This is a genomic window from Acidovorax sp. sic0104, assembly GCF_019219095.1.
Taxonomy (GTDB): domain Bacteria; phylum Pseudomonadota; class Gammaproteobacteria; order Burkholderiales; family Burkholderiaceae_C; genus Acidovorax.
The window spans coordinates 127,986-149,824 of sequence record NZ_JAHUWH010000007.1 but is presented as its reverse complement, the minus strand read 5'-3'; the positions used below and the strand labels follow the sequence as shown (position 1 = coordinate 149,824).

Here is a 21,839-nt window from a genome sequence, read left to right as displayed (position 1 = left end):
TCCTGCCTCGCTGCGCAGCGAAACCGGGTTGAGCCGGGGGGGATGCCCCCTGGTCACGCTAGAACGTCCGTTGCAGACGCCAAAAAAAACGGCGCCACGGCGCCGCTTGGAGGACTTCTGTCAGGCTATCGATTGGCCGACTTCGCCTGCTTACCCTTGCCTGGGGTTTTGTCGATCAGGTACTTGTCGAGGCTCTCACCGGCCGCCTCGATTTGGCGCACCCAGTCGGGTTTACGCCCAGACCCACCGCCCCACAGCTGACCCTGGGGGCCACGGTACATCGGCTCCCGATGCTTCCGGCCTTCTGGGGTGCCATGGAATTTACTGATTCCAGGGAAGATGTCGGCTGGCTTCAGGTCATGCTGTTTAACCAAGTCCTTAATGGACGCGATGACTCCGGCCAGCTTATTCTTCCGCAGCGACTCGTGCACTCGGCGATAGTGTTCAATCTTCGCGAGAGCCTCCTCCTCCGTCAGTCCCTCGGAATGCAGATCGTTTTCGGTCATGGAGTCACCCATTCAATTCGACAATTCGTTGATTGTATCGGTTCCATTTCATTCAATGACGACATCGCATGGCAATGGTCTATGCTGAGTTTCGACTATGGCACTGTGCGCAATAAAGTTCGATGTCCATATCGGGAGGTCATTCTTTCGAGCCGAAGACGAGATTTTCCGCATACGCAAGCATGTGCTCCTTCGTCACGGGGCCCCAAGTCTTTATCGAGAGCCAGCGGAAGAAGCTCGCAGTAGCCGCCTTGCCGGGAGCCTTCCCTGCCTTGGCCTTGATCCGCAGCGACGCAATTTCTTGCTGGGCGTTGTATTCCTCCAGCATTTTCTTTTGCTCCGAGGGATCAAGTTCGTTGAAGTAGCCCTTGGCCTCCCCGTCGCGCTGGGCCAGGCACGCCTCAAGCAGTTGGCTCTGCTCGCCGGGAGCTGCTTTCTTTTTCGCCGGAAGCTTTGGAGGGCTCTTCTCCGCCGACTTACTGCCTGGGGGAACCCATTTTTCCAACAACGCCCTTCGAAGGTAGGCTGCGGGACTACCCAACTCCTTCAGATCCTTTGCGCCCATGCGCTTGCGGGTGTAATCAATTGCAGCAGCCAGCTCGGTATGGCCATACGTTCGAGCTAACTTGGTCGCCTCGGATTGGGGAAGTCCCATCGACACCATTGCTGCGACATCTGCGAGGTCCTCTGGTGCTGAGAGTTCCTGCTCGGGGGCCGGTTGCTTGTGTGTTATGTGGAAGAACACGCTGACAACTTTGCGCCCTCGCGTGGTTTCCTCCAATTGGATTTGCATATCCACAATGGAGTTGACCTCTGCAATGCCTGGCTTTAGTACCTTGTCTTTGAAAACCTTGTATTGCTGGTAGGACTTCGCTTCCGCCGAAGCGCCCATGATCATGTCCCGGAGAACCTCCCACGGCACCTCAGCCGTCTTCGGCAACTTCTGATATCGGATGCAGAATTCGTATAGGCCAATGGACGATCCGCGCCGAAATTGGCGAATGGCGCGCTGGTCGATGAGGGCATAAATCTCGGGACTCAGTACCTTCTCTTGAAGCTGTGTGCTGATTCGATATCGAACACTTCCGGAACTGATCTCGACATCAGGAAAAAGCACTGAAGCTTTCCATGTCGAACGGCGTCTGGTCTCGGCCATCACGTCCCATTCAAACACGATCGACATCAACTCCCGGGCGGAGGTACTGAGGTGGTCCCGATTGTTCGAATCGAAGCCTATGCTTTCGGCAAGGTCTACGATTGCAAGTGTCCACCAGCCGTCTTTGTCAGGATTGGTCTCGACTGCGTTCTTAAGCCAGGCGCTCAGCAACTTGCGGTGCACCAGGGACATCTGAGAGTGCGGCCTGCTGTGGACTACCTCAACCGGCTTCTTGAAGTGCTCAGGAACCTCGGGAAACCGAAAGAGCTGAATCTGTCCTTCGGATGTGGTCTTGGCAGAAGAAGTGCGACGCATGGTCGGTCATTCTATGGTCTAAAGGTTGGGCTGCGCAATAGCCCATAGCTGGCTTGCTGGCTGTTGGGATTTTTTAGATAAGCAACACGCTCCAGTGCTTTACTTCTTTAAAAAACACTTTCGTGTTTAATACATTTAGGAGGCTGAAACCTAAGCTGGGCGCGGCTTAGCGGGCGATATGGTCTATTCCTTTGGGACGGTTGGTCACCTGCTATGGGAAGGTCGGTCACTGGATATGGGAACTAGGTCACCAGCTATGGGAAGTGGGGTCACTGGATATGGGAGCTGGTGCGAGTCCCATATCCAGGGACCATTGAATGGTCTGTGGACTTGGGACGCGTTCGGCTGCGGGTGTGGCTTTGTATGGTCTACGTCTTTGGGACGAGCGGTTCGCTTCACTTGTTGACCCTATGGTCTACGGTTTTGGGAGATCTGGTTGGGTCGAGGCTTTGCAATGGTCACCAGCAATGGGAGAGGCTGCTTCCTGACGGCTTTCAGTTAGGCCGGGGGCCGTGTGGCCATATGCCAGTACAGCATTTATCCATACCTTTCGGTTGTCCCGCGTTACGGTCTGGTGTCCGATGAGCTGTTCGGCAAGTATCTGGCGGAGGCCAATGGTCTAAGGCTATGGGACTTCGGCCCTGCTTCAATGGTCTAAACCTTTGGGATTCAACGGTTGTGACCTAGTTCTCCCTCAAGGTCACCGTTTATGGGAAATGGCGCATGGCTCTGGTGCGTTTCTCGGTGGCCTAAGGTCACCGGTTATGGGATTGCCGTGCTATGCGCTGTGCCGGGGTCTCATGCGTTTTGGAAGCCCTTGCGGCGCGAGTTTTTCGTCAGGATCGCCTTTGGCCCTCAACCTCCAAAGCATTTCGCGGAGCTGTTGGATTTTGGCCTCCAGCCGTGGTGTAGCTAGGGCGGCCCCTGCGCGCTGATACGGCCTTGGCTAGTAGTCGATCGGGCGCCTCCGCGCTAACGTCGCCAGGCGGAACTCTTCAGTCGCCCTTCAAGGATTCGGGTGGTGATGAGTTCTCGCGGCCGTTGATGGTTGCCCCGTGGGCACACCTGTTCGACGAGCGCTTTTGGCCGACGATTTTGGTCGTTGCTCCCGTGAATGGTGCCTTTCTATGGTCACCAGCTGTGGGCCGATCGTCGCTTTTTCGTTTGAGCCTTTGCGCACTCCAGCTTGCCTACTTCCCATTACTGGTGACCATACAGAGCTGAATCGGTTGTCTTTCGGGGTGTCGTTTGATTTAGGGCATGGTAGTTCGCCAGTCTGTTCTGCCCTCCCATGTGTTAAATGTTAGTGGTTGTTAACCAGAGGACCCATGTGCAGCAGGCTTCTATTTGTCTCGTGTCCCAATGGTCTACGTTTATGGGAGCGTGCCACCAGGTTCTATGGTCACCACTTTTGGGATGTCCGGTGGCTCTGAGAAGAATGGCTTTCAGCGCTGAAAGCTGTGAGTGGGCTGCCTCAATGGGGCAGTTACGGGGCGGGAAGAGCCTCTGCGAGCTGCAGTCGTGTCGTGATCTGCCTCCATGGTCACCAGTTGTGGGAGTCGTTCTGGGCTATGGTCTAAAGATATGGGACAAATTTAGGGTTTTTGGGGATGATTACCCGGGCCATTTCCCATAGCTGGTGACCATACGGTGCTGATTCCGGTGTCTTTTAGAGCGGTTTTTACGGAGCGGCATGCTAGCAAGCGGGTTCAAACGCATTGCCCGCCCATATGTCTGTTAGTGCTCGCTCACCGTGTATGGCGCTCCAGTGTTAATGGTAATCCCGAGCGATTCCCTATGGTCTAAAGATATGGGAGCGAGTCGGTAGGGCTATGGTCACCATTTATGGGAGTATTTGGTTGGTACTGGTCCTGTGGCCGCTTCTTCCCTCCCCCCGGCCCGCGTGACCGACCTGTGCGCTTCAAAACTGCCCTCTGGGCTATCACTTTGGGATGAGCACCATCCTGCGCGGCCTATGGTCACCATTTATGGGAACGAGAGGTGAAGTAGCTGGCGCTATGGGCTAAGGATATGGGAGGGAATTAGGGGGTTTTTCGATTTCTTTCCGCCCATCAGGGCCCCGAAGTCCCATAACTGGTGACCATACACGACCATTTCTGCTCCCATTTAGCCGAGATTTGCGGCGCGGCTGTGCTAAACAGCCGTGAAAATGCGGTGCTGAAACTGTTTGTAGTTAGTGCTTGCTCTTCCAGACAGCATCGTCATTGCGTGCGTGGCGACGGAGCCATGTGACCAAGGTCTAAGGCTATGGGAATCAACTGGCGGGGTATGGTCACCAGTTTTGAGAGCCCTACCAGAGGGGCGACCACCTGGGGTCGGCAGGATCCCTCTGTATCTGCCCCAGTTCGCTGCCGCTCGCGTCTAAAGCTGTCTCAATGGTCTAAAGCGATGGGACGGCGGTTTTCGCAGGCCGATCGCTGCAAGGGTTCTAGCGACGGTTGCAGGGCCTCGTGAAGGCCCGTGCCGCGAGCCACAGGGGCGAAGCATGTGCTCAGTGAATGAGGATGCAAGGCCCCGGCGTGGTAGCCCTGCCCTGCCCCACCCTTTGTTCACTTGGCCTTTTCGTGCTCCGAGGCAAAGCGCTCGATCAATGCTTGGAGCTCTCGTTGTAGCAGCGGGAGGTTGTCCTCGCTCAGTCCCTTGAGGGAAAGGTCGAGCTGCCCACGCTTGCCAAAGAGCTTGATGTGCCCTTTGCACGGGCCGAAAGCTATTGGCTGCTGGACGCTGCGTTCCCTGCGCTTTGGCTCGGTGCTCAGTCGGGATTTCACCAGATCCTGTACCTGCTTCTTGGTGAGGTCGCGACTCTTGATTTCATCGATCAGTTGTCCAGCGAGATCAATTTGATCTGATGTCGGTTTTTCATCCTTCGGGAAGATCTCGCTGATGGCGTACAAAACAGAATACTGGCTTGTAATCGCACTCTCAGCCATGCGCTCCAGGAGCGTACGCGGGATGCGCGCGATTCGCAGGTACATCGACACCTGGGATTCGCTCATCTGGCCCTTGCCATTGATGTCAGGGACCTTTTCGACAAGCTCTCTCGCATTCCCTACGGCCCCTTGCTCCAGCAGGAGGCTGAGGCTGAGCGCATGGTCGATTACGGACGGCTGCGAGCGCTGCTCGTTATACCTGCGCGCGACCAAGTAGAGTTCCAAATCGTCCTTCGGGGGGAGCTCGAACTTCACGTCGAGGTACGCCACCCCTGACACTTTCGCTGAGCGGTAGCGTGTTCCACCGTCTATGAGCACAACGTGGTCGTCTTGAACGAACCCGTGAGCTGCATCGTCCTGTCCCTCCGGGAGCGTCTGGGCGATCTTGTCAATTTCCTCAGCACGGTAGATCTGACGAGGGCCAACAGGATTCATCCGGATGAGATTGAACGGCACTCGGACGACGGCCCCTGGTACGCACGCGGCCAGGTTGAACCCCCGCCCTGTGGTTCCGATAGTTGGAACGGTTGCCATTGAGGCTCCGTCTGTTTCGCCCGGAGCCGGCGTTTCTGCTGAAAGCCCGTGTGGCAGGCGCTGTATGGTGCTTGCCGCTTTCGCGAAGCGGTTTTGCGCCGCCTCGGTGGACCGATCAAGGAGTTTGTCCAACGCCCGGTTTGTGTCGAGCTTAACCTTCCTGATTGCTGGTGGTGTCATGGTGCGTTCTCCTTACTTCGTCTTTCTCTTGGGCATAGCCAGGAGTGCAGCGATTTCATCGGCGAGGGATTCAAGCTCCTCAACCGCATCGCCTGCCTTTGGCATCGAGTGTGCGGTGGCTCCGTAGAGCATTGCGCGGGGATAGGCGATCCGATCGGCCAGTGATGTTTTGAAGGCCGGGAAGTCGGGATAACGTTCGTTCTGGGCGAGCTTCCCAAGCGCAATTCGTTCATCCGCCCGTGCCTTGCGGTATGCAGTAGCGAGTACACGCACGGGGAAATTCAGGCCTGATTCGATCCTGGCCCGTTTGGCCAACTCAAATGCGTCATGAAGTGCATCCGTGTCGGCGGGGCCAAGCTTTGTTGGAATGATCGCAAGGTCGTTCACAAGCAAAGATGCCCACGTTCCAGGCTGGTCAACCGCTGGAGCGCAGTCCAAAAAAATCAGGTCGTATTTCTCGCTCAGCTTTCCCAGCTCTGTTGCGATGTTTCCCTTGTACATGTGACCGGCCCACAGGCTCGCGGGGAATGGCGCCGACTCATCCGCAGCGCTCAGCCACTTTGAAGCGGAGCTTTGCTTATCGAGGTCTGCCACCAAGACGTCGTAACCCCGATGGCCAAAGGTGCCCGCAATTTGGCAGGTGCTCGTTGTTTTACCCGCCCCACCCTTTTGATTGAAGACCGTAACGATCTTTGCAGCTTTCTTGGTCGCCATAAAACCTCCTATACCATTATTATTTATTATTTATAGGCTAGTTGTCAATTAATTGTGGTTGCTAGCTTGCGGAATTTTCAAATTAGTAGCCTCCGTACATCCTTGGAGGTGTTGTGTTCGTCGGTGCTCCACAAACCACTGAACGTCTCAGCTTCAACCGCCTGAAGTTGCCCGGCTTTGTCAAGCGCAGTTCTTGCGTAAATGCCTAGTTTTCGATTCCGTCAAAGTTGACGCGCAAAGGGCGCGTGACCCTTTCGCGGAGTTCAACTGGTTGAAGTTGTTGGCGTAGGTCTTCAGCGCTATGGGCAGTGGTCTTGTCTGGTGTCTATCGAATCCTTTTGAGTTGGTGGTTGTCTATCCCGTGCTTCAACCGGTTGAATTTTTCCCTGCTCTACCTCTGAGAGCCATCTGGTGGTAACGCAGGGTGGAAATTGATATGGGTTTACCTCAGCTCCAAGCACTGCGGGCGGGGGGGGGGGGGGTGGAGCTTCAACCGGTTGAACTTTGGAGGGCGCTTTGCGGTGAGGTGGAAGGGTCGGGCGCCTCGCGCAGGGGGGTGAGGAGATGATCGCATGTGCATCTACTTCCACTATTGCACTGGGACCAGCCATCTGTGGGTTTCTCGTAGCAACAGGCATTTCCACACGTCAAAGCCAGGAGGCGGTCACCCTGGTTTCCCTGCCGTTTCCTCATGCGCCCTCAAAGCGCGGTCGGTTTCCGATCACAGTCTGGTATTGCTGGGTGAAACTTGAACTGGTTGAAGTTTCCGGCGTCTTTTCATGGCGCCTTGCGTTAAGCGTCCGTAGTGGCGATCTGCTGACTCCCGAGTGGCTTCTTGCGGCTCGGGTGATTTGACTTGCATCGCTGGGCGTCAGTGCTTCACTGGGCCTGCGACAGGACTTCAACCGGTTGAAGTCAGGAAAGTGTTTTTGGCTCCATCGGGAAGCATTGATGACCGGCTCATTCGGCGTACTTGGTGGGGCTTGTGATTCTGGGACGCGGGTCACTTCAACCGGTTGAAGTCGCCGAGGCATAAGTTCTGAACTTGGACCTCCCAGATCCTACCTAGGGGTGGGGTGTGTGGGGCTTGGACGAGTCTGGAAAACCTAGGTGCCGCTATTCTGTGGTTGCGGCCTGCGCGCGGGCATTGTGCTGATGGTGTCTCGCTCGCAGGGTGGAAGAAATTCTTCAACCGGTTGAAGTTGTAGTCCCAGGAGGGAAATTTAGCCCCGTATTGTTGATGCGCGCGGTGCATGTCAACGGTTGGATGTCCGCGCTCGGGCTTTGGGGCTTATTGGCGTGGCGTGGCTCCGGCTCGGTGCTGCTTTACGAGGTGATAGGCCTTGCACGTGTGGATGGTGTAGCAGCATTCATTCGATCTGGGGAGGCTGTGTAGGCTTCAACCGGTTGAAGTTTTCGGCGGCTTTTCAAGGTGTTTTGCGTTAAGCGTCCGTAGTGGCGATCTTCTGACTCCCGATGAAGTTGGGGTGAGTTGATCTGCATCGCTGGGCGTCAGTGCTTCACTGGGCCTGCGACAGGACTTCAACCGGTTGAAGTCGTCGGAGCATATGTTTTGAACTCGGATCTCTCGGGCCCTGCCTGTGCGTGGGGCTGTGCGGCGCTTGGACAAATTTGGCGATCTTAGGTGTTGCTATTCTGTGGGCGCGGACCGCGTGCGGTATTGTGCTGGTGGCGTCTCGCTCGCAGGGTGGAAGAAATTCTTCAAGCGGTTGAGGTTCGGGGTGTCGTAGGAAGGGGTTGGGCTGGCGCGGTGTGTGAGTGGCACCCTGCGCTTCCTTTCTCGGCAACCTTCATCCAGTTGAAGTCCTTGGACCTGTCCTGTCATGGGGTTTGGGTGCGCAACACTTAGCAATGGGACGCTGGGGTGAATGGTTGCGTCTAGGCCCAACTTTGATGACTACTGCTTCGGCATCAACCGAAGGTTTGTCGAGCGGCTCGCGTGTGAATTTCAACAATTGCGATGGCGGGTCATCGGCTAGCTATTCCTTGACATTCAATGGCTAGGCATTGTTAGTGATTGTCAGGGGTAGGTGGTGGTGGCAGGGGGGCGAGTGCCTCTCTGTATCATCGACAGGCTACGGAGCGAACCATGAAGCAAATCCCTCTTCCTCTTCCCATTCGTGAAGCGATCGCCTCAGTCGTGCGGAATGCATCGAAGATCGCGCAGGTCCACGGGGTCGAAATCGGCTTGGTGGAGATCGCCGCAGGCGCTTGGATTCTCAGCAACGGTGTTGCGGAAGGAGCCATTCTTCTGGGCCGGCATGCATTTGCAACCGCGTTGCCGTGGATTGGCGCCGGCGCCGGCTCGGTGCCAGGCCTGGCAATGGCTTTGGTGGGGTCGATCGGAGTTGCTGCAATGGGTACTGCTTTTGCCGTGCCCGCGTGTGTCCTGACAGGGGTTTCTACACTGCTTTCCGCGTCACTCGGTCATGCGCTTGGCTCCATTTTGGAACACTTGATCGATCCGACGTGGGTGCAGTACGTCGGCGCCGGGTCTTCGCTGTTGTTGGGCGTAGCGCTTATCGTCGATGGAGCACGGCGCATCTTGGGAGATAAGCGGGTGGAGAAGCTTGGTGCGGTGATGGAAGAGAACTTCATCCGGTTGAAGATGAACACTCGACCAATCATCGCGGAGACGATGGATCAGCTTCATGCCCTAAAGCCGGAAGACATGCTGGATGCGGCTGGTGGCTTTGCGACTGTGGCTGCGTTCACGGGAGCAGGTGCCTTTGCCGGGGCGTCAGTCGCCGGTGCATCCGTGACAGTGCTTGGTTCGAGCACTATCGGAGGGGTCGCAGCCTCGCTCGGCCTCGTGGCTGCACCCATCTGGCCAGTTGCGGTCGGGGGGGCTGCTGCGGGAGTGTTGGGGTATGCCGCATGGAAGTACGGAATGAAGGCGGCAGGGCGATCGTCCAAATCCTGTCCGACTGCCTAGGAACATTGCTGGTGCACAGGTGGTGCACAGACGGGCTACAAACAGTACACAGTGTGCACTCGCCGCGCAGCCGCCGATGCAGCGGATATCCAAGGGTCCACAGCCGGTATACAGATGGTGCACTGGCGGTCTACAACCAGTCGTTGGATCGTCTGACGGACGTTACTCCCTTTTCGACCAGGACAAGGTGGGGTAGGCCCCTCAGTGCATCAGTCCAGTGCGCGGCTCGGTCTTGCTGATTCGCCAACCGATGGACATATGGCCGCGTGACCTCCCACCGTTGCGCCAGCATCTGCGGAGTCCAGCCTTTCGCAATAGCATGAGACTTGAACTCGGAGGCTGTCATTGCCTCCGCAGGCGGGGACACGCGTACCTTGCGGCCGTCTATTGACAGGAGAACAGGAAGGGATCGAAGGGCATCGTCCCATTTCGGAGGGCGCTGGGTGTCGCGGCCGGTCCTGTTCACGTACGTCTCTGATACCCCCCACCTTGCGGCAAGGAGTCGCGACGTCCAGCCCCGGCGACGCGCCTCGGCTTTGAACTCCGAGGGATGCATCCTCATTTCGAATCCTCCGGACGCCAATATGGAGTCCTTTTCGACAGTGCCTCTGAGTGGCCTGCGGGCCTCACTTGCTCGGCGATCAGAAAGGCGATCAGAAACCATGGCTGTTAGGTCACCCATGTCGCACCATAGTTCTGGGTTTCTGCATCAGTTTCTCCATTTCCGCTACGCCGATACTAGCATCGGCCCATGTACCAAAGTTTCAGCTTTACCAGATTCACGTTGTTACATTCGATAATCCAAACAATGCAAATCGGCATTCATTCGCATATACTATTAGTCGGTTTTAACGGTGATATGTGAGGATCCCGATGGCTGCAGTTTCCTTGAGTTCTTTGCCCGCTGAACCAGCGGACCGACAGACCGCTGAAGGGGTGGTTTCACGTGTGGATCCACGTGATCTGGTGGAGGAGGAAGGGTGGAACCTGCGGGACTATCTGGATCCTGAGGTGTCCAACCACATCGAGTCGCTGGCAGCCTCATACCTCAACGGCCTTTGGGTCCCGCCTCTGATAGTTCAGCGCGAGGCAGATGGAGCGACGAAGGTTCTGGATGGCTGCTGCCGGCGTCGTGCCGCCCTTCTCGCCATCGCCCGTGGCGCTGATATCTCTCACCTGGATGTAGTCCATTTCTCGGGCTCGGAGGCCGATCGCACCGAGTTGATGCTGCGATCGCAAGAAGGGCTCAAGTTCACCCCACTGAAGCTGGCTGAGGGATACCTGCGGCTGGAACGAATGGGCCGTTCAGTCGCCGAGATCGCCAGCGGGGTAGGGCGCTCGCGGACCCACGTGGAGAGCTACCTGATCCTTGCTCGCGCGAACACAGACGTGCACCATCTCGTCAGGAGTGGCGAGGTGAATGCTCAGGCTGCGATAGATGCGTTCCGCGTACACGGCGAACAAGCCGGAGCGTTTCTTGCGGGCAAGCTGGCCGAAGTGAAGTCGCGCGGCAAAAAGGTTCTCAGCCAGGATGCCGTGAAGGACTGGGCTCCACCACGCAAGCACGCAGGGGCGCTTTACGGGTCTATGAGCGCGGTGGTCCAGTCCCTTGATCAGGCAACTCGGCGCCAGCTCGCAGAGATCGAGAACCTCCCCGCTGATGCTCGCGCGGGGCACAAGATTTCGGTGGATGCGGCCACGTTCTTGGAAATGTTCCATACGCATGTTGCGGCGACTGATTTCCGGGACGCCAAACAGAAAAAGGGAGACCAGTTTCGGGCAGCTGCATCGCAGCAGCAGCTCGACATCGCGCAGACCCCCATGGGTGCGGCGCCGCCATCCGCTATTCCAAGGGCCCCGGCAAAGCCTCCGATCACGGTCGTTGACCTGAACGCGAACTACAAGGGCTTGCCAGAGGACGATCCCCTTCTGGGTGAGGCCCGCCAATTGGTGATCGAGGACCAGCGTGCGTCGATCTCATACATGCAGCGCAAGCTTCGAATCGGCTACAACCGTGCTGCAGCGCTACTGGAAGAGTTGGAGCGCCAAAAGGTGCTTTCCCAATGTGATGAAAGCGGCACGCGCTCCGTTCTTCTGAAGGGGTAGACGTCAATGAATACTGCTGGAATAGATCAGAGCGTGGGCGCGGTAGCTGGCCAATCACTCTGGTGGGTCGGCTGCACCCATCGCCAGCAAAGCCATGCAACTACGGTTGTCGGTGTCGAGGGTGATGTCTGCAGGCTCAGCAATGGTCATTCGATCGACCGGTTTACGCTCCATGGGACTTTGAATCCGGTGCCGTTGGGGCGTTGCTACGCCAGCCGCGAGGCGTACGAAGCCAGCTGTAGGCTCTTGGACGAGTGGGCAAGGTTGACCCGCGATGTTGGCTGCTTGCCGCTGCCTGGTGGTGTGGATTTCGCCACTATTGCCAAGATCCGCGCGATGCTCGGGATGCGCTAGAAGCTCGGCATGGCGCGAAGAATGACGGCCGTTCAATGCTTTGCCCGTGCGGAGGCTCGGCAGGAGGCTGCTGATCACCTCATGCTCATGAACTGGACCGACAACAAGGAAGAGTGGGCGCAGGGCAAAGCCGTGGGCGAGGCGCTGTTGAAAGAGTGTGAGCACTACCGAGAGCTGGCACGGAGGCGTCGCGAGTCAGAAGGCTACCAGCCGTAGAGCCGCCCCGAGGGCGGCTTACTTTTGATCCATTCCGCCCAAGCACAAGTAGTCGGTTCAGTCAAACCCTATAGGGGGTGACTCCGACCGAGGAACGGTCGCCGGGTATAGGGTTTCGCATCTCACCCGAAGGTGGAAATCATTGGGGAACACCAGCGCGCGACCCCCAGTAGGGTTTGCAGGCGCCCGGTCGTGACAGGAGACTGCCCCAATGATGAAATCGATCACTCGCCATACCCGGACCGCCTCCAAGGCCCTTCGCTCTTGGTTCCTGGTCTGCTGCCTGATAGCAGGCGTTGTCACGCTGTATGCCCTCACGCGCAACATGGACGTCTCGCTCTCGATCTCTCCGACGCATGGACTGAACTTCCGTGCAGTGCAGCCCAATCGAGTCGGGCTGACTCCGGGAAGCGATGTAAAGCCTCCAGCGATCGCCGTGGCTGCGCCCTCTGCCGTCCAGGGCGCCAACGTCTCGGCGAAGGAATAGGGGTGAAGCCACCTCCCATCCCACCGGGCCCTGAGGCGTCGTTGCCTGGCCCGCTGGCCTTTCTGCCGCTGTACTCAGTGAAAATCGCGGCTGGATACAGTAGCGAGGCGCCCGAGCAAGGGAGTGAGATCCGCAACTCGCTCTGCAATCAGATTGCATACCTGCCCTTGCCTCTGCCACCGCCCCTTGACGGCCAGCAGCCGCGCCCCGAGCAGCACGGCGCGCTGCTGTTCGCGTACGTGCTCCCATACGATGACCTGGATCTCTCCATGTTCGTCTTCGAGGCTCACGAACATGGTTCCATTGGCTGTGCTGGGCTGCTGGCGAAGCGTCACGATGCCGGCAGTGCGAACAGTTCGGCCGTTGGATGCGCGTCGCAAATCCTTCGACGTCAGCAGCTTGTACGTATCGAGCTTCTTGCGAAGGAGTGCCAAGGGGTGGCTTCGCAGAGTGAGGCCGAGCGATGCGTAGTCCCACACAACGTCTTCGCCCTCTGGCGCTGGTGGCAGTTCAAGTATGTCTTCATCGACAGGAGCGTCCTGCAAAAGCTCTGGCGGGGCGTGTAGAGCCGCAGCGTCCCAAACCTGCTGGCGGCGATGCCCTGACAGCGTGGCCAGTGCGCCGGCAGCTGCAAGCAGCTTCATCTCTGCCTGCTCCAGACGCGCCCTGCGGGCCACTTCTTCGGCTGTATCGAAAGGAGCGTTATGGCGCGCCACCGCAATGCGTTCAGCGCTTGCCCTGTGCAGTCCTCTGACCATGTGCAGGCCCAAGCGCACCGCTGGAGTGGCTGGAAGGTCTTCCAGGGTGGATTCGACATCGCTGAACATCACGTCCACCGGCCGCACTTCGACACCGTGGCGTCTTGCGTCTTGCACGAGTTGACTGGGGCTGTAGAAGCCCATCGGCTGGGAGTTCAGCAGCGCAACGAGGAATGCTGCAGGTTCGTGTCGCTTGATCCAACTGGAGGCGTAGACGAGGAGCGCGAAAGAGGCCGCATGAGACTCTGGGAAGCCGTATTCGCTGTGCCCCCGGATCTGCGTGAAGATGAGGTCTGCAAATGACCTCTCGTAGCCCCGTGCTGTCATTCCCGCTACGATTTTTTCGTAGTATTTTTCGAGACCGCCTTTTCGTTTCCAGGCGGCCATCGCCCTGCGCAGTCCATCTGCTTCACCTGGTGTGAAGCCGGCCGCGAGTATTGCGATTTGCATGACTTGTTCCTGGAATACAGGCACTCCCAGAGTACGGCCCAGTGCTGTTTCCAAAGCTTCACTGGGGTACGATACCGGTTCTAGGCCTTGGCGCCGCAGCAGGTAGGGTTGGACCATTCCGCCTTGGATCGGTCCGGGGCGAACCAAGGCTACTTCAATTACCAGGTCGTAGAAACACTTTGGTTTGAGTCTGGGCAGCGTCGCCCTTTGACTTCTACTTTCGACCTGGAAGACCCCCACTGTGTCGGCCTTTGAAAGCATCTGGTATGTCGCTCGGTCCTCTGCCGGAATGTCCTGCATGCCGAACAGATAGCCTCTACGCTGCCCGATCAGATCGAGTGAGCGGCGAATGGCAGACAGCATTCCGAGTGCCAAGATGTCCACCTTCAGGATGCCCAAGGCATCGATGTCGTCTTTATCCCACTCAATCACAGTGCGGTCGGGCATCGAAGCGTTCTCGATAGGCACGATCCGGCTGAGTAGACTTTGAGTGATTACGAAGCCCCCAGGATGCTGTGACAAATGGCGCGGAAACCCGATCAGCTGCCCAGTGAGCTTGATAAGCTGCCGAACTGCAAGTCCCCTCACGGAAAGACCTATCTCGTCGAAGCGTTCCAGGCGTACGTCGGTGCCGTCAAACCACTGATGGCCTTTTGCGATTTCATCTACGGTTTCGAGGTCGAATCCCAGAGCCTTGCCAACGTCACGAATGGCAGACCTCGGCCGATAGCTGATCACTACGCCTGTGAGCGCGGCGCGGGACCTTCCATAGCGCTCGTATAGATACTGGATTACCTCCTCGCGGCGATCGTGCTCGAAGTCGATGTCGATGTCCGGAGGCTCATTTCTTTCCTTTGAGATGAAGCGCTCGAACAGAACCGACATGCGCGCGGGGTCAACTTCTGTCACCCCCAAGCAATAGCAGACCACGCTGTTGGCTGCAGAGCCACGCCCTTGGCAGAGGATGTGGCGCGATCGCGCGAAGGCGACGATGTCGAACACCGTTATGAAATAGTGGGAGTAGGAGAGCTGCTCAATCACGGACAACTCATGTTCGATGAGCCCTTGCACTTTGGGAGGGATGCCTTCGGGCCATCGCCGCCCAGCGCCTTCATATGTCGCCTGTCGAAGATAGCTGTCAGCTGTGTGACCTGAAGGCACCACTTCTTCGGGGTACTGGTACTTCAGTTCGTCCAAACTGAAGCTGCAGCGTGCTGCCACGTGGAGGGTTTCTGCCAGCAGCGCGGGCGGGAAGGTCTGGGCCAGCCGCAGTCGCGTCCGTAGGTGCTGCTCAGCACTGCGCTGCAAGTCTCCACCGCATGCGGTCAGTGGCTTCCCCAGGCGAGTCGCGGTCAGCACATCCTGCAGCGGCTTTCGCGAACGAACGTGCATCAGAACATCGCCAACTGCCACCAGCGGCAGCGCAGTCATCTCGGAGAGGCAGCGTAGGCGATGCAACCAGACTTCATCGTCCAGGCGGCGAAGCTGCTCCACGCCGATCCAGCAGCGCCCGGTGAAGTTGTTGAGGGTCCAGAGCCCCATAGCCTCCAGCTGTTCGTCGGTGGCGTTGCGATCGGGGCAGAGCAGGGCAACGCAATCCTCCAGCTCGTCTCCCGAAATGTTGGCCAGATCCAGCCGATAGGTGCCCTTCTCAGACGTCCTTCTCAGTTTGGTAATGAAGGCGCACAGATTGCCGTACCCGTTCAGGTTCTGCGCGATGAGCACCAGCGTGAAAGCGCCCTCGGCCTCGGTACGTGGTTGCACCAGGAACTGCGCGCCCACCAGCAGTGGCAGGCCTGCCGCTTTGGCCGCGACATGCGCGCGCACCACCCCGGCCATGGAGCACTCGTCGGTGATGGCGAGGCCACGGTAGCCAAGCTCGGCCGCACGGTCTACCAACTCGTCGGCATGGCTGGCCCCGCGCAGGAAAGTGAAGTTCGAGCTGCAGCGAAGCTCGACATAGTCCGGCAGCACACTCGATGGTCGATTGGACATGGCGTTCACGCGAAATGGCCGTGAAGGAACCAGGCCGTCTGATCAAGCGCCAGCCGTTGCTGAAACACCCACAGGAGACCCGCGTGAGGGCTCAGCGCCAGCCAGTAGTCGCGCTGCGCGTTGAGCGGCTTCGCATCCTCCCCATCACCACTACGATGCCACCAGCCGCCCTCGACCCGATCGGGGCCGAGCAGCAGCTGCAGCGGTCCCTGGTAGTGCGGCCGGTTGTCACGCTCCACCAGGCGCAGCGGTTCGTCAAGCACCCAGGAGGGCAGTGGCAGCTGGTAGGGGGAGGGCGCACGCGCCACGCGTTTGGCCAGGTCGCACTCCCAGGACTGCATCCACTCAAGACGGTGATCGGCGGACAGTACGGGCCTGCACACGGACTCCTCGCCCAGGCGAGCCTGAATGCGCTCCAGCGCAAGGTCGGTGTCGGCCCCGCGCCGCAGGGTCTCGGGGATGAGCGAGCGGCTCTCCTCCACGATGGGCAGTACCTCGGCCGCCAGAAGCTCAATGTCGCCAGCGGGGGCGGCGAGTGTCACCTTGGCCAAGTGCTCGGACAGCAGGCGCGCGCAGTGCTCTATGGATTGCGTGGGCTGCGCGGTGCGCACTGTGATCTCGCCCCCGGTGCCGGCGTCCTTGGCCCTCATCACGTCGTGTGCCCACCGCAGGGTGAACGCTGTGACGCCCAGGCGCCGCGCAATCAGCCAGCCGCCCATCTGTAGCAGCAGCCTGCGCGCGCCGAACAGCAGTGCAGGTGCCGTATCCACCCGGGACATCAGCTCCAGGCGCGCGGAGAAGGTCTCGGGCACGGTAATCCACTGGTGGACTTCCGGCCGCAGCCCGTAGGCTTGATCGAGCGCGCTCAGCAGACCCTTGTCGAATCGCCGCCCCAGGCCGCCTCGGGGCAGTTGCCGGACGTCACCCAGGGTTCTGCACCCCACCCTGGCCAGCGTCGCCTGGTGGGCGTTGATGGCCGTGACAGAGGCAAGCGGCAGCGGGTCCAGGATCTTGGACAGGGGCAGGCGAAAGCCATTGCGTTGCGCGGGCGTCGCCGCGCTCCTCGCTAGCGCCAGAGCGGAGGTGGCCGTGGGCGCCCAGGCGAGGTGTGCGCAAAGCTCTTCGGCGCCCGACTCCATCTGGGCGCACAGCTGCTCCATCCCGCCGAACAGACGCGCGCTCCCCGACACCTCAGCCACTGCGGAATCCTCCAGCAATGCCACGCGGGGCGTGAACTGCAGGGCCCAGATCCCGAGAGCGTTGGCATCAGTGGGAGACGTGCTGGACGTGGCGGATTGAGGGAGCAGTGCTGCCCAATGCCCAAGCATCGGCGGCCTCCTCGCGGGGCACAGCCGCTGGGAGCGGCTGCAGGTTCTTCAGGCGCGGCGGAAGAACCTGCATCAGGTTCGTCGGCGTAGCGTTCACCACAACGGGCCCGTCAAGCGAGGCGCCGCGTCTCTTGGGTATCCGAACTTCCAGCCCCCAGCCCCCGGCAAGCGCCACGGAGACCCGCAGCGGTGCCGGCGACGTGTCGTTGAGCGCGGTGATGGGCCGCAGCAGCATGACGGGGCAATCGCAGGTTTGCGCGTGGATCTGCAATCGCCGGATCTGCTCTGGGCGGGCCTGCGGAAGCCAGGCCATAACCAAGCCTGCAGGATCCGATTTGAGCAGCTGCTCGGTGACCCACAGCCGGTCTACGGGCTTTGCCGCCTTGATCCAGACAACCTGGTGGGGGGCGACGCCCAGTTGCGCCAACCCTGCGGCGTGAGGTTCCTTCGGAGGCGCAACGAGGTACACGCGTCCACCCTCGGCCAGAAAGTCAGGAATGGCAGGGCTGATCAACCTCCATTCGCACAATGCGGATTGAGGCAGTAGGAGCTCTGTCAGGCCGTGCGTCGGCCAGCCCCCTCCGGGCAGCTCTCTATCCAGGGCGTCAAAGCCGGAGGAGACCGTGCGCGCGATCGAGCTGCCCAGATCTGAGCCGCGCCACACGGCATCCGCGACGTGGCGCGGAAGGGCGCCAACGTCGAAGGCTATGGGAGCGCGTAGCGGGACTGACATGGGGTGGGAACCAACGGGGAGGCATGTTCGAATACTGTACGAAACTACAGTATATGACCGTGAGTCCCGCGCGGGAAACCCTGAGCGCAAGTGGTTCCTGGGCACCCTCCGAAACCGTAGCAACCCAGTCAAGCGGGGTGCGGGCTATGGCGTTTTCAGAGCGAATACACCCACGCCGCAGTCAAACTCTCCAGCTCGCAGTGCCTCCCGCGCCTGGCGCCTGGGCCCTCAGTAGCCCAGCAGGGACCCCATCCGTTCGTGAAGTGGCTTGGGGGAGGGGAGGGCGGTTGCTGGCTGCGATGGAGCGGGACAAGCGGGTGGCAGCGTCTCGACCGGCCTACCTGCGGCCTGCTTGAGCAGCACGTCGCGCATCGCGGCGGCTTCGATCTTCGCCATCTCAAGCTTCTCCTGTAGAGCTGCAATCTCATCTTCCCGAGCGTCAAACCCTTCCGACCACGCCTCGGTGAGTTGTTCCTGCGTGCGATTGCCCACCGCGTTGGTTGCAGCCATCACCAGCATCTCAGATTCATGCAGCAACTCGGCGCCCAGGCAGCGGACGCTGGTGCGGCCTCGGTCATTCATCGGGTGCCTGTCCAGTGCCGACAGATCGTCCTGCGGCAGTTCTTCATCTGAGCTGTCCTCGTAGACCTGGATGACACCGATCTGGATGTCGGAGGGGCCCTGGGTCATATAGACGGACATGCCGACTCGCGCGAGGCAGGGCCACAACTCATCGCGCCAGACGGTCAGGTCCAGCCGGTGCCAGCCGCTCGGGGAGACAAAGTACACCTCCGGCGTGTCCGACTCGCGCGCGGTTGAGGCTATGGCGAAGTGCAGCGCTAGATCGCGGATCTCAACCCCGAAGAAGTAGGCGCCGCGCGTGGGCTCCGGTTCGAGATCAAGGGCGGACCTCCAGACGACTTCCTCGGGGTGCCAGTTGCAGGTAACCATTGCAAAAAGAGGGAACGAAGTGGCGTGGAACACCGTGTTCGGGTCGTCGCCGTTGATGTAGATCCGCCCTTGAAGTCCCAGGCCGGAGTACATGCGGTATTCCTCAGCCTGCAGCATGGCGACCATTTCCGTCGTGGCGGCTTTGACGTAGTTCCACTGCGGACCGGTGAAGATCGACTTCGCCTCGCTGGCTGCAACGCTCAGACCACCTCCGAGCCGCAACACCGCATCGTTCAGTTCCTGCTGCGTGGCAGAGCCCTGCATTGCGTGGGCGATGGCCATCATGAGGCCGTCCACCTTCTTGAAATGGCGGTTTTCCTCGTGTTCACGACGCAGCTTGAGCTTGCGCTCCTCGCGCTTCTTCTTCTCGCGCTTCTGGTCTTTTGTCAGCTTGGCCATGGGGCGCCTCTAGGTAAGCGAGTTCGGGAGGTGACTTGGAAGGTGACCAACGATCACACGCTGTTGGTCCGGGTCCCAGCAGAAGTAGATCCTCAAGCAGAACCGGAGGTCCCTGGAGTTGCCTTTGGCCAAGTGCTGGTCAAGGAATCGCCTTCGGCCGCCCACCCGCACGAAGTACATGTCGCCCAGTTCGCCCGCCACGCTGGGATCCACGGAGCCCCGGAAATCGATGCCCATGGCGTCGGCCTTGTCCTTGAACGCGTGGCGGTCCGCTTTGCCGGTCTTCACCTGGGTGTACTCGGTAGCCAGCAGTTCCAGGCATTGGTACAGCAGGGCTGGCGACTCATAAGGGCTTCGCTTTGTCGCTGAAATCGCGCGGGGCTGGATGATGATCCGGTCCGCGTTGAGCTGAGCCCACTCCGCTATGTCCTTGAGTGCCCATTGCCGGGCTTGCGCAGGGGGCACGGCGGGCTCATGCGCCGGGGGAAGGGTGACGGCAGGGGTGTAGGTGCCACCCCGGGCGCTGGAGGCTTTGTCGAGCGTTTTGGCGAGGTGGGTCCAGTAGGCCACGTCGGACTGCAGTCGTGCGATGCGTGCCTGATCGTCCTGAACCGAGACCACGCCCGCAGGGCTGGTGCCTGCGGCGACAAGCTCCACAAAGGCTGGATGGCGTGTGCTGGGAGCCGCTTCGCCGAGCAGCTCCTCGAACACTTCGCCCCACATGGCGTCCAGCACCGCCAGCGCTTGGGCAGTCCCCATGCAGAGGCTGCGGCCCGCAACCGCTTTGCCGGTGGACGCGGGGACATGAAAGACCTCCCAGGTGCCGCAGGCGGTGGCATCCATCACCTGGGCTGCGAAGAACTGTCCGGAGGGGTCTACCCACCACTGGACATGAAAGCGGGCTCCCCGGGTCTGTCCCACCGTGTCCGGGGCGGGCGTGCCGATGTGCTCGTCGAGCCTCCCGAGCCACGCCCAAAACATGCTCGCCAAGCGTGCAGAGCCATCGTGTTCCTCCACGATGCGGTGGGCGGACCCTGTGTCCGTCGCCGTCCAGCCATTCCTGCTGCCAATATCCATAGCCGATAATTTGACCATGGGTTTGATCGAGTACAAGTGGGATTTGGAAGGCGATTGGTTTTGGTTTCGAGGGCGCGCGGAAGCGCCGTTGTCGGCCAATCCAGCTATTGAGGCGGAACTGCTGGACGTGGCCGCCTGGCTGCAGGAGCGCAAGATCTCCAGGGGACGCATCGCGTTCTCCGCCAAGCGCGAGCAGCGCACCAGCAAGAGCGAAGCGCTGGTGGTGAACCGGGGTAAGGTGGAGGCGGACGGCTCCACTGTTTTTCACCCGGTGGTCACCACCGTTGAAATCCGGCTTCCGCAGCATGTAGCGGCTGAATTCCGCTTTGCTTTCAACGTCGTTGACGACCGGTAGCGCTGCCAGGGGCGGGCGGTTGCCCCCGGGTTCACGTGTTTCTTAAACTGTGGCCGCGATCACCTTTTCTCGCGCTGGCAGTCGGCTGCGATTTTGGTGCCCTTGAAAATTATTTTCGCCGGGTCCACGTAAAACGGCTCGCGGCAGGCGACTGCAAAGACCTTTGCTGTCATTCCACCCGAATAAGCGTCGATTACCTCATAGTTCCCGGGCTGCAATTTGACTGTTTTGAATTGCCGCTTCGAGCACTCTTCTTTTGAATCAACGCCATTCTCAATGCAGAACGCGACGTCCACAGTGAAGTCACATGCGTTTCGGAACCCTTGATAGGGGCCGCCAGAGGGCGAGGTGATAACGGAAATGCAATTGTTCCGGTGCTTGTCGTAGACGAACGCGCGGGTGTTTTTGTTCTTGCCGCCGCTCTCAGCTTCCATGGATGCGTCGGTTTCCATCGGCGCTTCCGCTGCTTCAGCTGCTCTCGGCGTTTCATCCATGCATCGGCGCATGTATGTCCGGCGTTCATTGCCCTTGGCGCCCACGTAGTCGGCATTCAGGCCGCAGCGCTCCAGGGCCTCTTTTTGGTCCGCTGCGCTACGGTTCTTTGAAGACGTTGTAGCCTGATCCCCATTGCCCACTCTGTTTGGCTGATTGGGCGCGTTGGCAGAAGTGGGGGGCGATGGCCTAATGTTGCTTTTGGGAGGCACGTAGTCCGTTGCTGATGGCCAGCCTGCGGCTTGATGGCAACGGTATGCCTCCCGCCGCTTTTCCTCCGAACTCATATAGCCTGGGGCGCGACACGCCCAATTCCTGTTCGAACTCTTTTCAAGCGCGTCGGGCGCTTGCACGCGCGTATTGTCCCACAACCTGTAATCAGTCCGGCCATTTCCAAGTGGTGGCCCAAAGCAATCCTCAATATTGGCCATCATGCGATCTAGCTGCGCCTTACTCAAAATTCGAGAACTCAGCGGCGGCATTACTATGTCGGCAGTGCCGTACTCCTTAATGTCGAAGCGAATAAGGATTTGATCGGGGCAGACGTTCTGTATATTGGCTGCTTCTTTGGATCGAACAAGCTCAAATGTGTCCGCTGCTGAGTGCAAAGGCAGCAGTGCAAAGATCGCGAAGAGTTTCTTCATGGGAGTTTCAAGGATTTTCCCAAGAGCCTACCTCCATCAGGCCTTGTGTGCCATACCGCAAAAGGGGGAGGTGCCACGGGGGTGACCTGGAGTGGCGCGTATACGTCGGTCGCCGTGGAGGCCCGAACAGCAGCGACCCTGAGACTCCCCACCCTCTGCAACAATATGTCGCGAACGTCGGC

Annotated in this window: 15 protein-coding genes; 5 read left to right on the top strand and 10 right to left on the bottom strand. The window is 59.4% G+C overall.

From position 1 onward, the window contains the following. Positions 1 to 125: 125 nt before the first annotated feature. From KW835_RS13430 to KW835_RS13415, 4 genes are all read right to left on the bottom strand, one after another. Positions 126 to 506: an H-NS family nucleoid-associated regulatory protein gene (locus tag KW835_RS13430; protein ID WP_218383133.1), complete on the bottom strand. Its 381-nt coding sequence runs from the start codon at positions 504 to 506 to the stop codon at positions 126 to 128. A gap of 139 nt (positions 507 to 645) precedes the next feature. Next, positions 646 to 1,977: a replication initiation protein gene (locus KW835_RS13425; RefSeq protein WP_218383131.1), complete on the bottom strand. Its 1,332-nt coding sequence runs from the start codon at positions 1,975 to 1,977 to the stop codon at positions 646 to 648. Positions 1,978 to 4,547: 2,570 nt separating this feature from the next. Continuing rightward, positions 4,548 to 5,642 (bottom strand): ParB/RepB/Spo0J family partition protein, encoded by a 1,095-nt coding sequence (locus KW835_RS13420; RefSeq protein WP_218383130.1) that lies wholly within the window; start codon positions 5,640 to 5,642, stop codon positions 4,548 to 4,550. Positions 5,643 to 5,654: 12 nt separating this feature from the next. Next, entirely contained in the window at positions 5,655 to 6,356 is a 702-nt protein-coding gene (locus KW835_RS13415) for a ParA family protein (protein ID WP_218383128.1), read from the bottom strand. 2,110 nt (positions 6,357 to 8,466) lie between these two features. Here KW835_RS13415 and KW835_RS13410 point away from each other — a divergent pair. The 4 genes from KW835_RS13410 (at position 8,467) to KW835_RS13395 (ending at position 12,475) form a co-directional block, all read left to right on the top strand. Then, entirely contained in the window at positions 8,467 to 9,312 is an 846-nt protein-coding gene (locus KW835_RS13410; protein WP_218383127.1) for a hypothetical protein, read from the top strand. 873 nt (positions 9,313 to 10,185) lie between these two features. Further along, positions 10,186 to 11,418, top strand: coding sequence for a DNA translocase FtsK (locus KW835_RS13405; protein ID WP_255593520.1), 1,233 nt, complete (start codon positions 10,186 to 10,188; stop codon positions 11,416 to 11,418). 375 nt (positions 11,419 to 11,793) lie between these two features. After that, positions 11,794 to 11,988, top strand: a complete 195-nt coding sequence (locus KW835_RS13400; RefSeq protein ID WP_218383125.1) for a hypothetical protein — start codon at positions 11,794 to 11,796, stop codon at positions 11,986 to 11,988. Between the two features lie 211 nt (positions 11,989 to 12,199). Next, a complete protein-coding gene (locus KW835_RS13395) occupies positions 12,200 to 12,475 on the top strand; it encodes a hypothetical protein (protein WP_218383124.1) in 276 nt (91 codons plus the stop codon). Positions 12,476 to 12,549: 74 nt separating this feature from the next. Here KW835_RS13395 and KW835_RS13390 read toward each other — a convergent pair whose 3' ends face one another. The 5 genes from KW835_RS13390 to KW835_RS13370 form a co-directional block, all read right to left on the bottom strand. Beyond that, a complete protein-coding gene (locus KW835_RS13390) occupies positions 12,550 to 15,678 on the bottom strand; it encodes an error-prone DNA polymerase (protein WP_218383386.1) in 3,129 nt (1,042 codons plus the stop codon). Between the two features lie 5 nt (positions 15,679 to 15,683). Beyond that, positions 15,684 to 17,006, bottom strand: a complete 1,323-nt coding sequence (locus tag KW835_RS13385; protein WP_218383123.1) for a DNA polymerase Y family protein — start codon at positions 17,004 to 17,006, stop codon at positions 15,684 to 15,686. Continuing rightward, entirely contained in the window at positions 16,945 to 17,739 is a 795-nt protein-coding gene (gene imuA, locus KW835_RS13380) for a translesion DNA synthesis-associated protein ImuA (protein ID WP_218383121.1), read from the bottom strand. The genes KW835_RS13385 and imuA overlap by 62 nt, the downstream gene beginning before the upstream one ends. A 228-nt stretch (positions 17,740 to 17,967) precedes the next feature. Continuing rightward, positions 17,968 to 19,089 (bottom strand): hypothetical protein, encoded by a 1,122-nt coding sequence (locus KW835_RS13375; RefSeq protein WP_218383119.1) that lies wholly within the window; start codon positions 19,087 to 19,089, stop codon positions 17,968 to 17,970. Positions 19,090 to 19,098: 9 nt separating this feature from the next. Beyond that, positions 19,099 to 20,079 (bottom strand): hypothetical protein, encoded by a 981-nt coding sequence (locus KW835_RS13370; protein WP_218383117.1) that lies wholly within the window; start codon positions 20,077 to 20,079, stop codon positions 19,099 to 19,101. Positions 20,080 to 20,182: 103 nt separating this feature from the next. Between KW835_RS13370 and KW835_RS13365 the strand changes: the two genes are divergently transcribed. Beyond that, the gene (locus KW835_RS13365; protein ID WP_218383115.1) at positions 20,183 to 20,521 is read left to right on the top strand and encodes a hypothetical protein; all 339 of its coding nucleotides are present in this window, start codon (positions 20,183 to 20,185) and stop codon (positions 20,519 to 20,521) included. Between the two features lie 59 nt (positions 20,522 to 20,580). On the opposite strand, the gene KW835_RS13360 is transcribed toward KW835_RS13365, so the two are convergent. Beyond that, a complete protein-coding gene (locus KW835_RS13360; protein WP_218383113.1) occupies positions 20,581 to 21,657 on the bottom strand; it encodes a hypothetical protein in 1,077 nt (358 codons plus the stop codon). Between the last annotated feature and the right edge of the window lie 182 nt (positions 21,658 to 21,839).

Excerpts from the sequence above, each read along its gene's own strand:
- KW835_RS13430 (WP_218383133.1), bottom strand. The coding sequence starts at position 506 with ATGACCGAAAACGATCTGCATTCCGAGGGACTGACGGAGGAGGAGGCT.
- KW835_RS13425 (WP_218383131.1), bottom strand. The coding sequence starts at position 1,977 with ATGCGTCGCACTTCTTCTGCCAAGACCACATCCGAAGGACAGATTCAG.
- KW835_RS13420 (WP_218383130.1), bottom strand. The coding sequence starts at position 5,642 with ATGACACCACCAGCAATCAGGAAGGTTAAGCTCGACACAAACCGGGCG.
- KW835_RS13415 (WP_218383128.1), bottom strand. The coding sequence starts at position 6,356 with ATGGCGACCAAGAAAGCTGCAAAGATCGTTACGGTCTTCAATCAAAAG.
- KW835_RS13410 (WP_218383127.1), top strand. The coding sequence starts at position 8,467 with ATGAAGCAAATCCCTCTTCCTCTTCCCATTCGTGAAGCGATCGCCTCA.
- KW835_RS13405 (WP_255593520.1), top strand. The coding sequence starts at position 10,186 with ATGGCTGCAGTTTCCTTGAGTTCTTTGCCCGCTGAACCAGCGGACCGA.
- KW835_RS13400 (WP_218383125.1), top strand. The coding sequence starts at position 11,794 with ATGACGGCCGTTCAATGCTTTGCCCGTGCGGAGGCTCGGCAGGAGGCT.
- KW835_RS13395 (WP_218383124.1), top strand. The coding sequence starts at position 12,200 with ATGATGAAATCGATCACTCGCCATACCCGGACCGCCTCCAAGGCCCTT.
- KW835_RS13390 (WP_218383386.1), bottom strand. The coding sequence starts at position 15,678 with ATGTCCAATCGACCATCGAGTGTGCTGCCGGACTATGTCGAGCTTCGC.
- KW835_RS13385 (WP_218383123.1), bottom strand. The coding sequence starts at position 17,006 with ATGCTTGGGCATTGGGCAGCACTGCTCCCTCAATCCGCCACGTCCAGC.
- imuA (WP_218383121.1), bottom strand. The coding sequence starts at position 17,739 with ATGTCAGTCCCGCTACGCGCTCCCATAGCCTTCGACGTTGGCGCCCTT.
- KW835_RS13375 (WP_218383119.1), bottom strand. The coding sequence starts at position 19,089 with ATGGCCAAGCTGACAAAAGACCAGAAGCGCGAGAAGAAGAAGCGCGAG.
- KW835_RS13365 (WP_218383115.1), top strand. The coding sequence starts at position 20,183 with ATGGGTTTGATCGAGTACAAGTGGGATTTGGAAGGCGATTGGTTTTGG.
- KW835_RS13360 (WP_218383113.1), bottom strand. The coding sequence starts at position 21,657 with ATGAAGAAACTCTTCGCGATCTTTGCACTGCTGCCTTTGCACTCAGCA.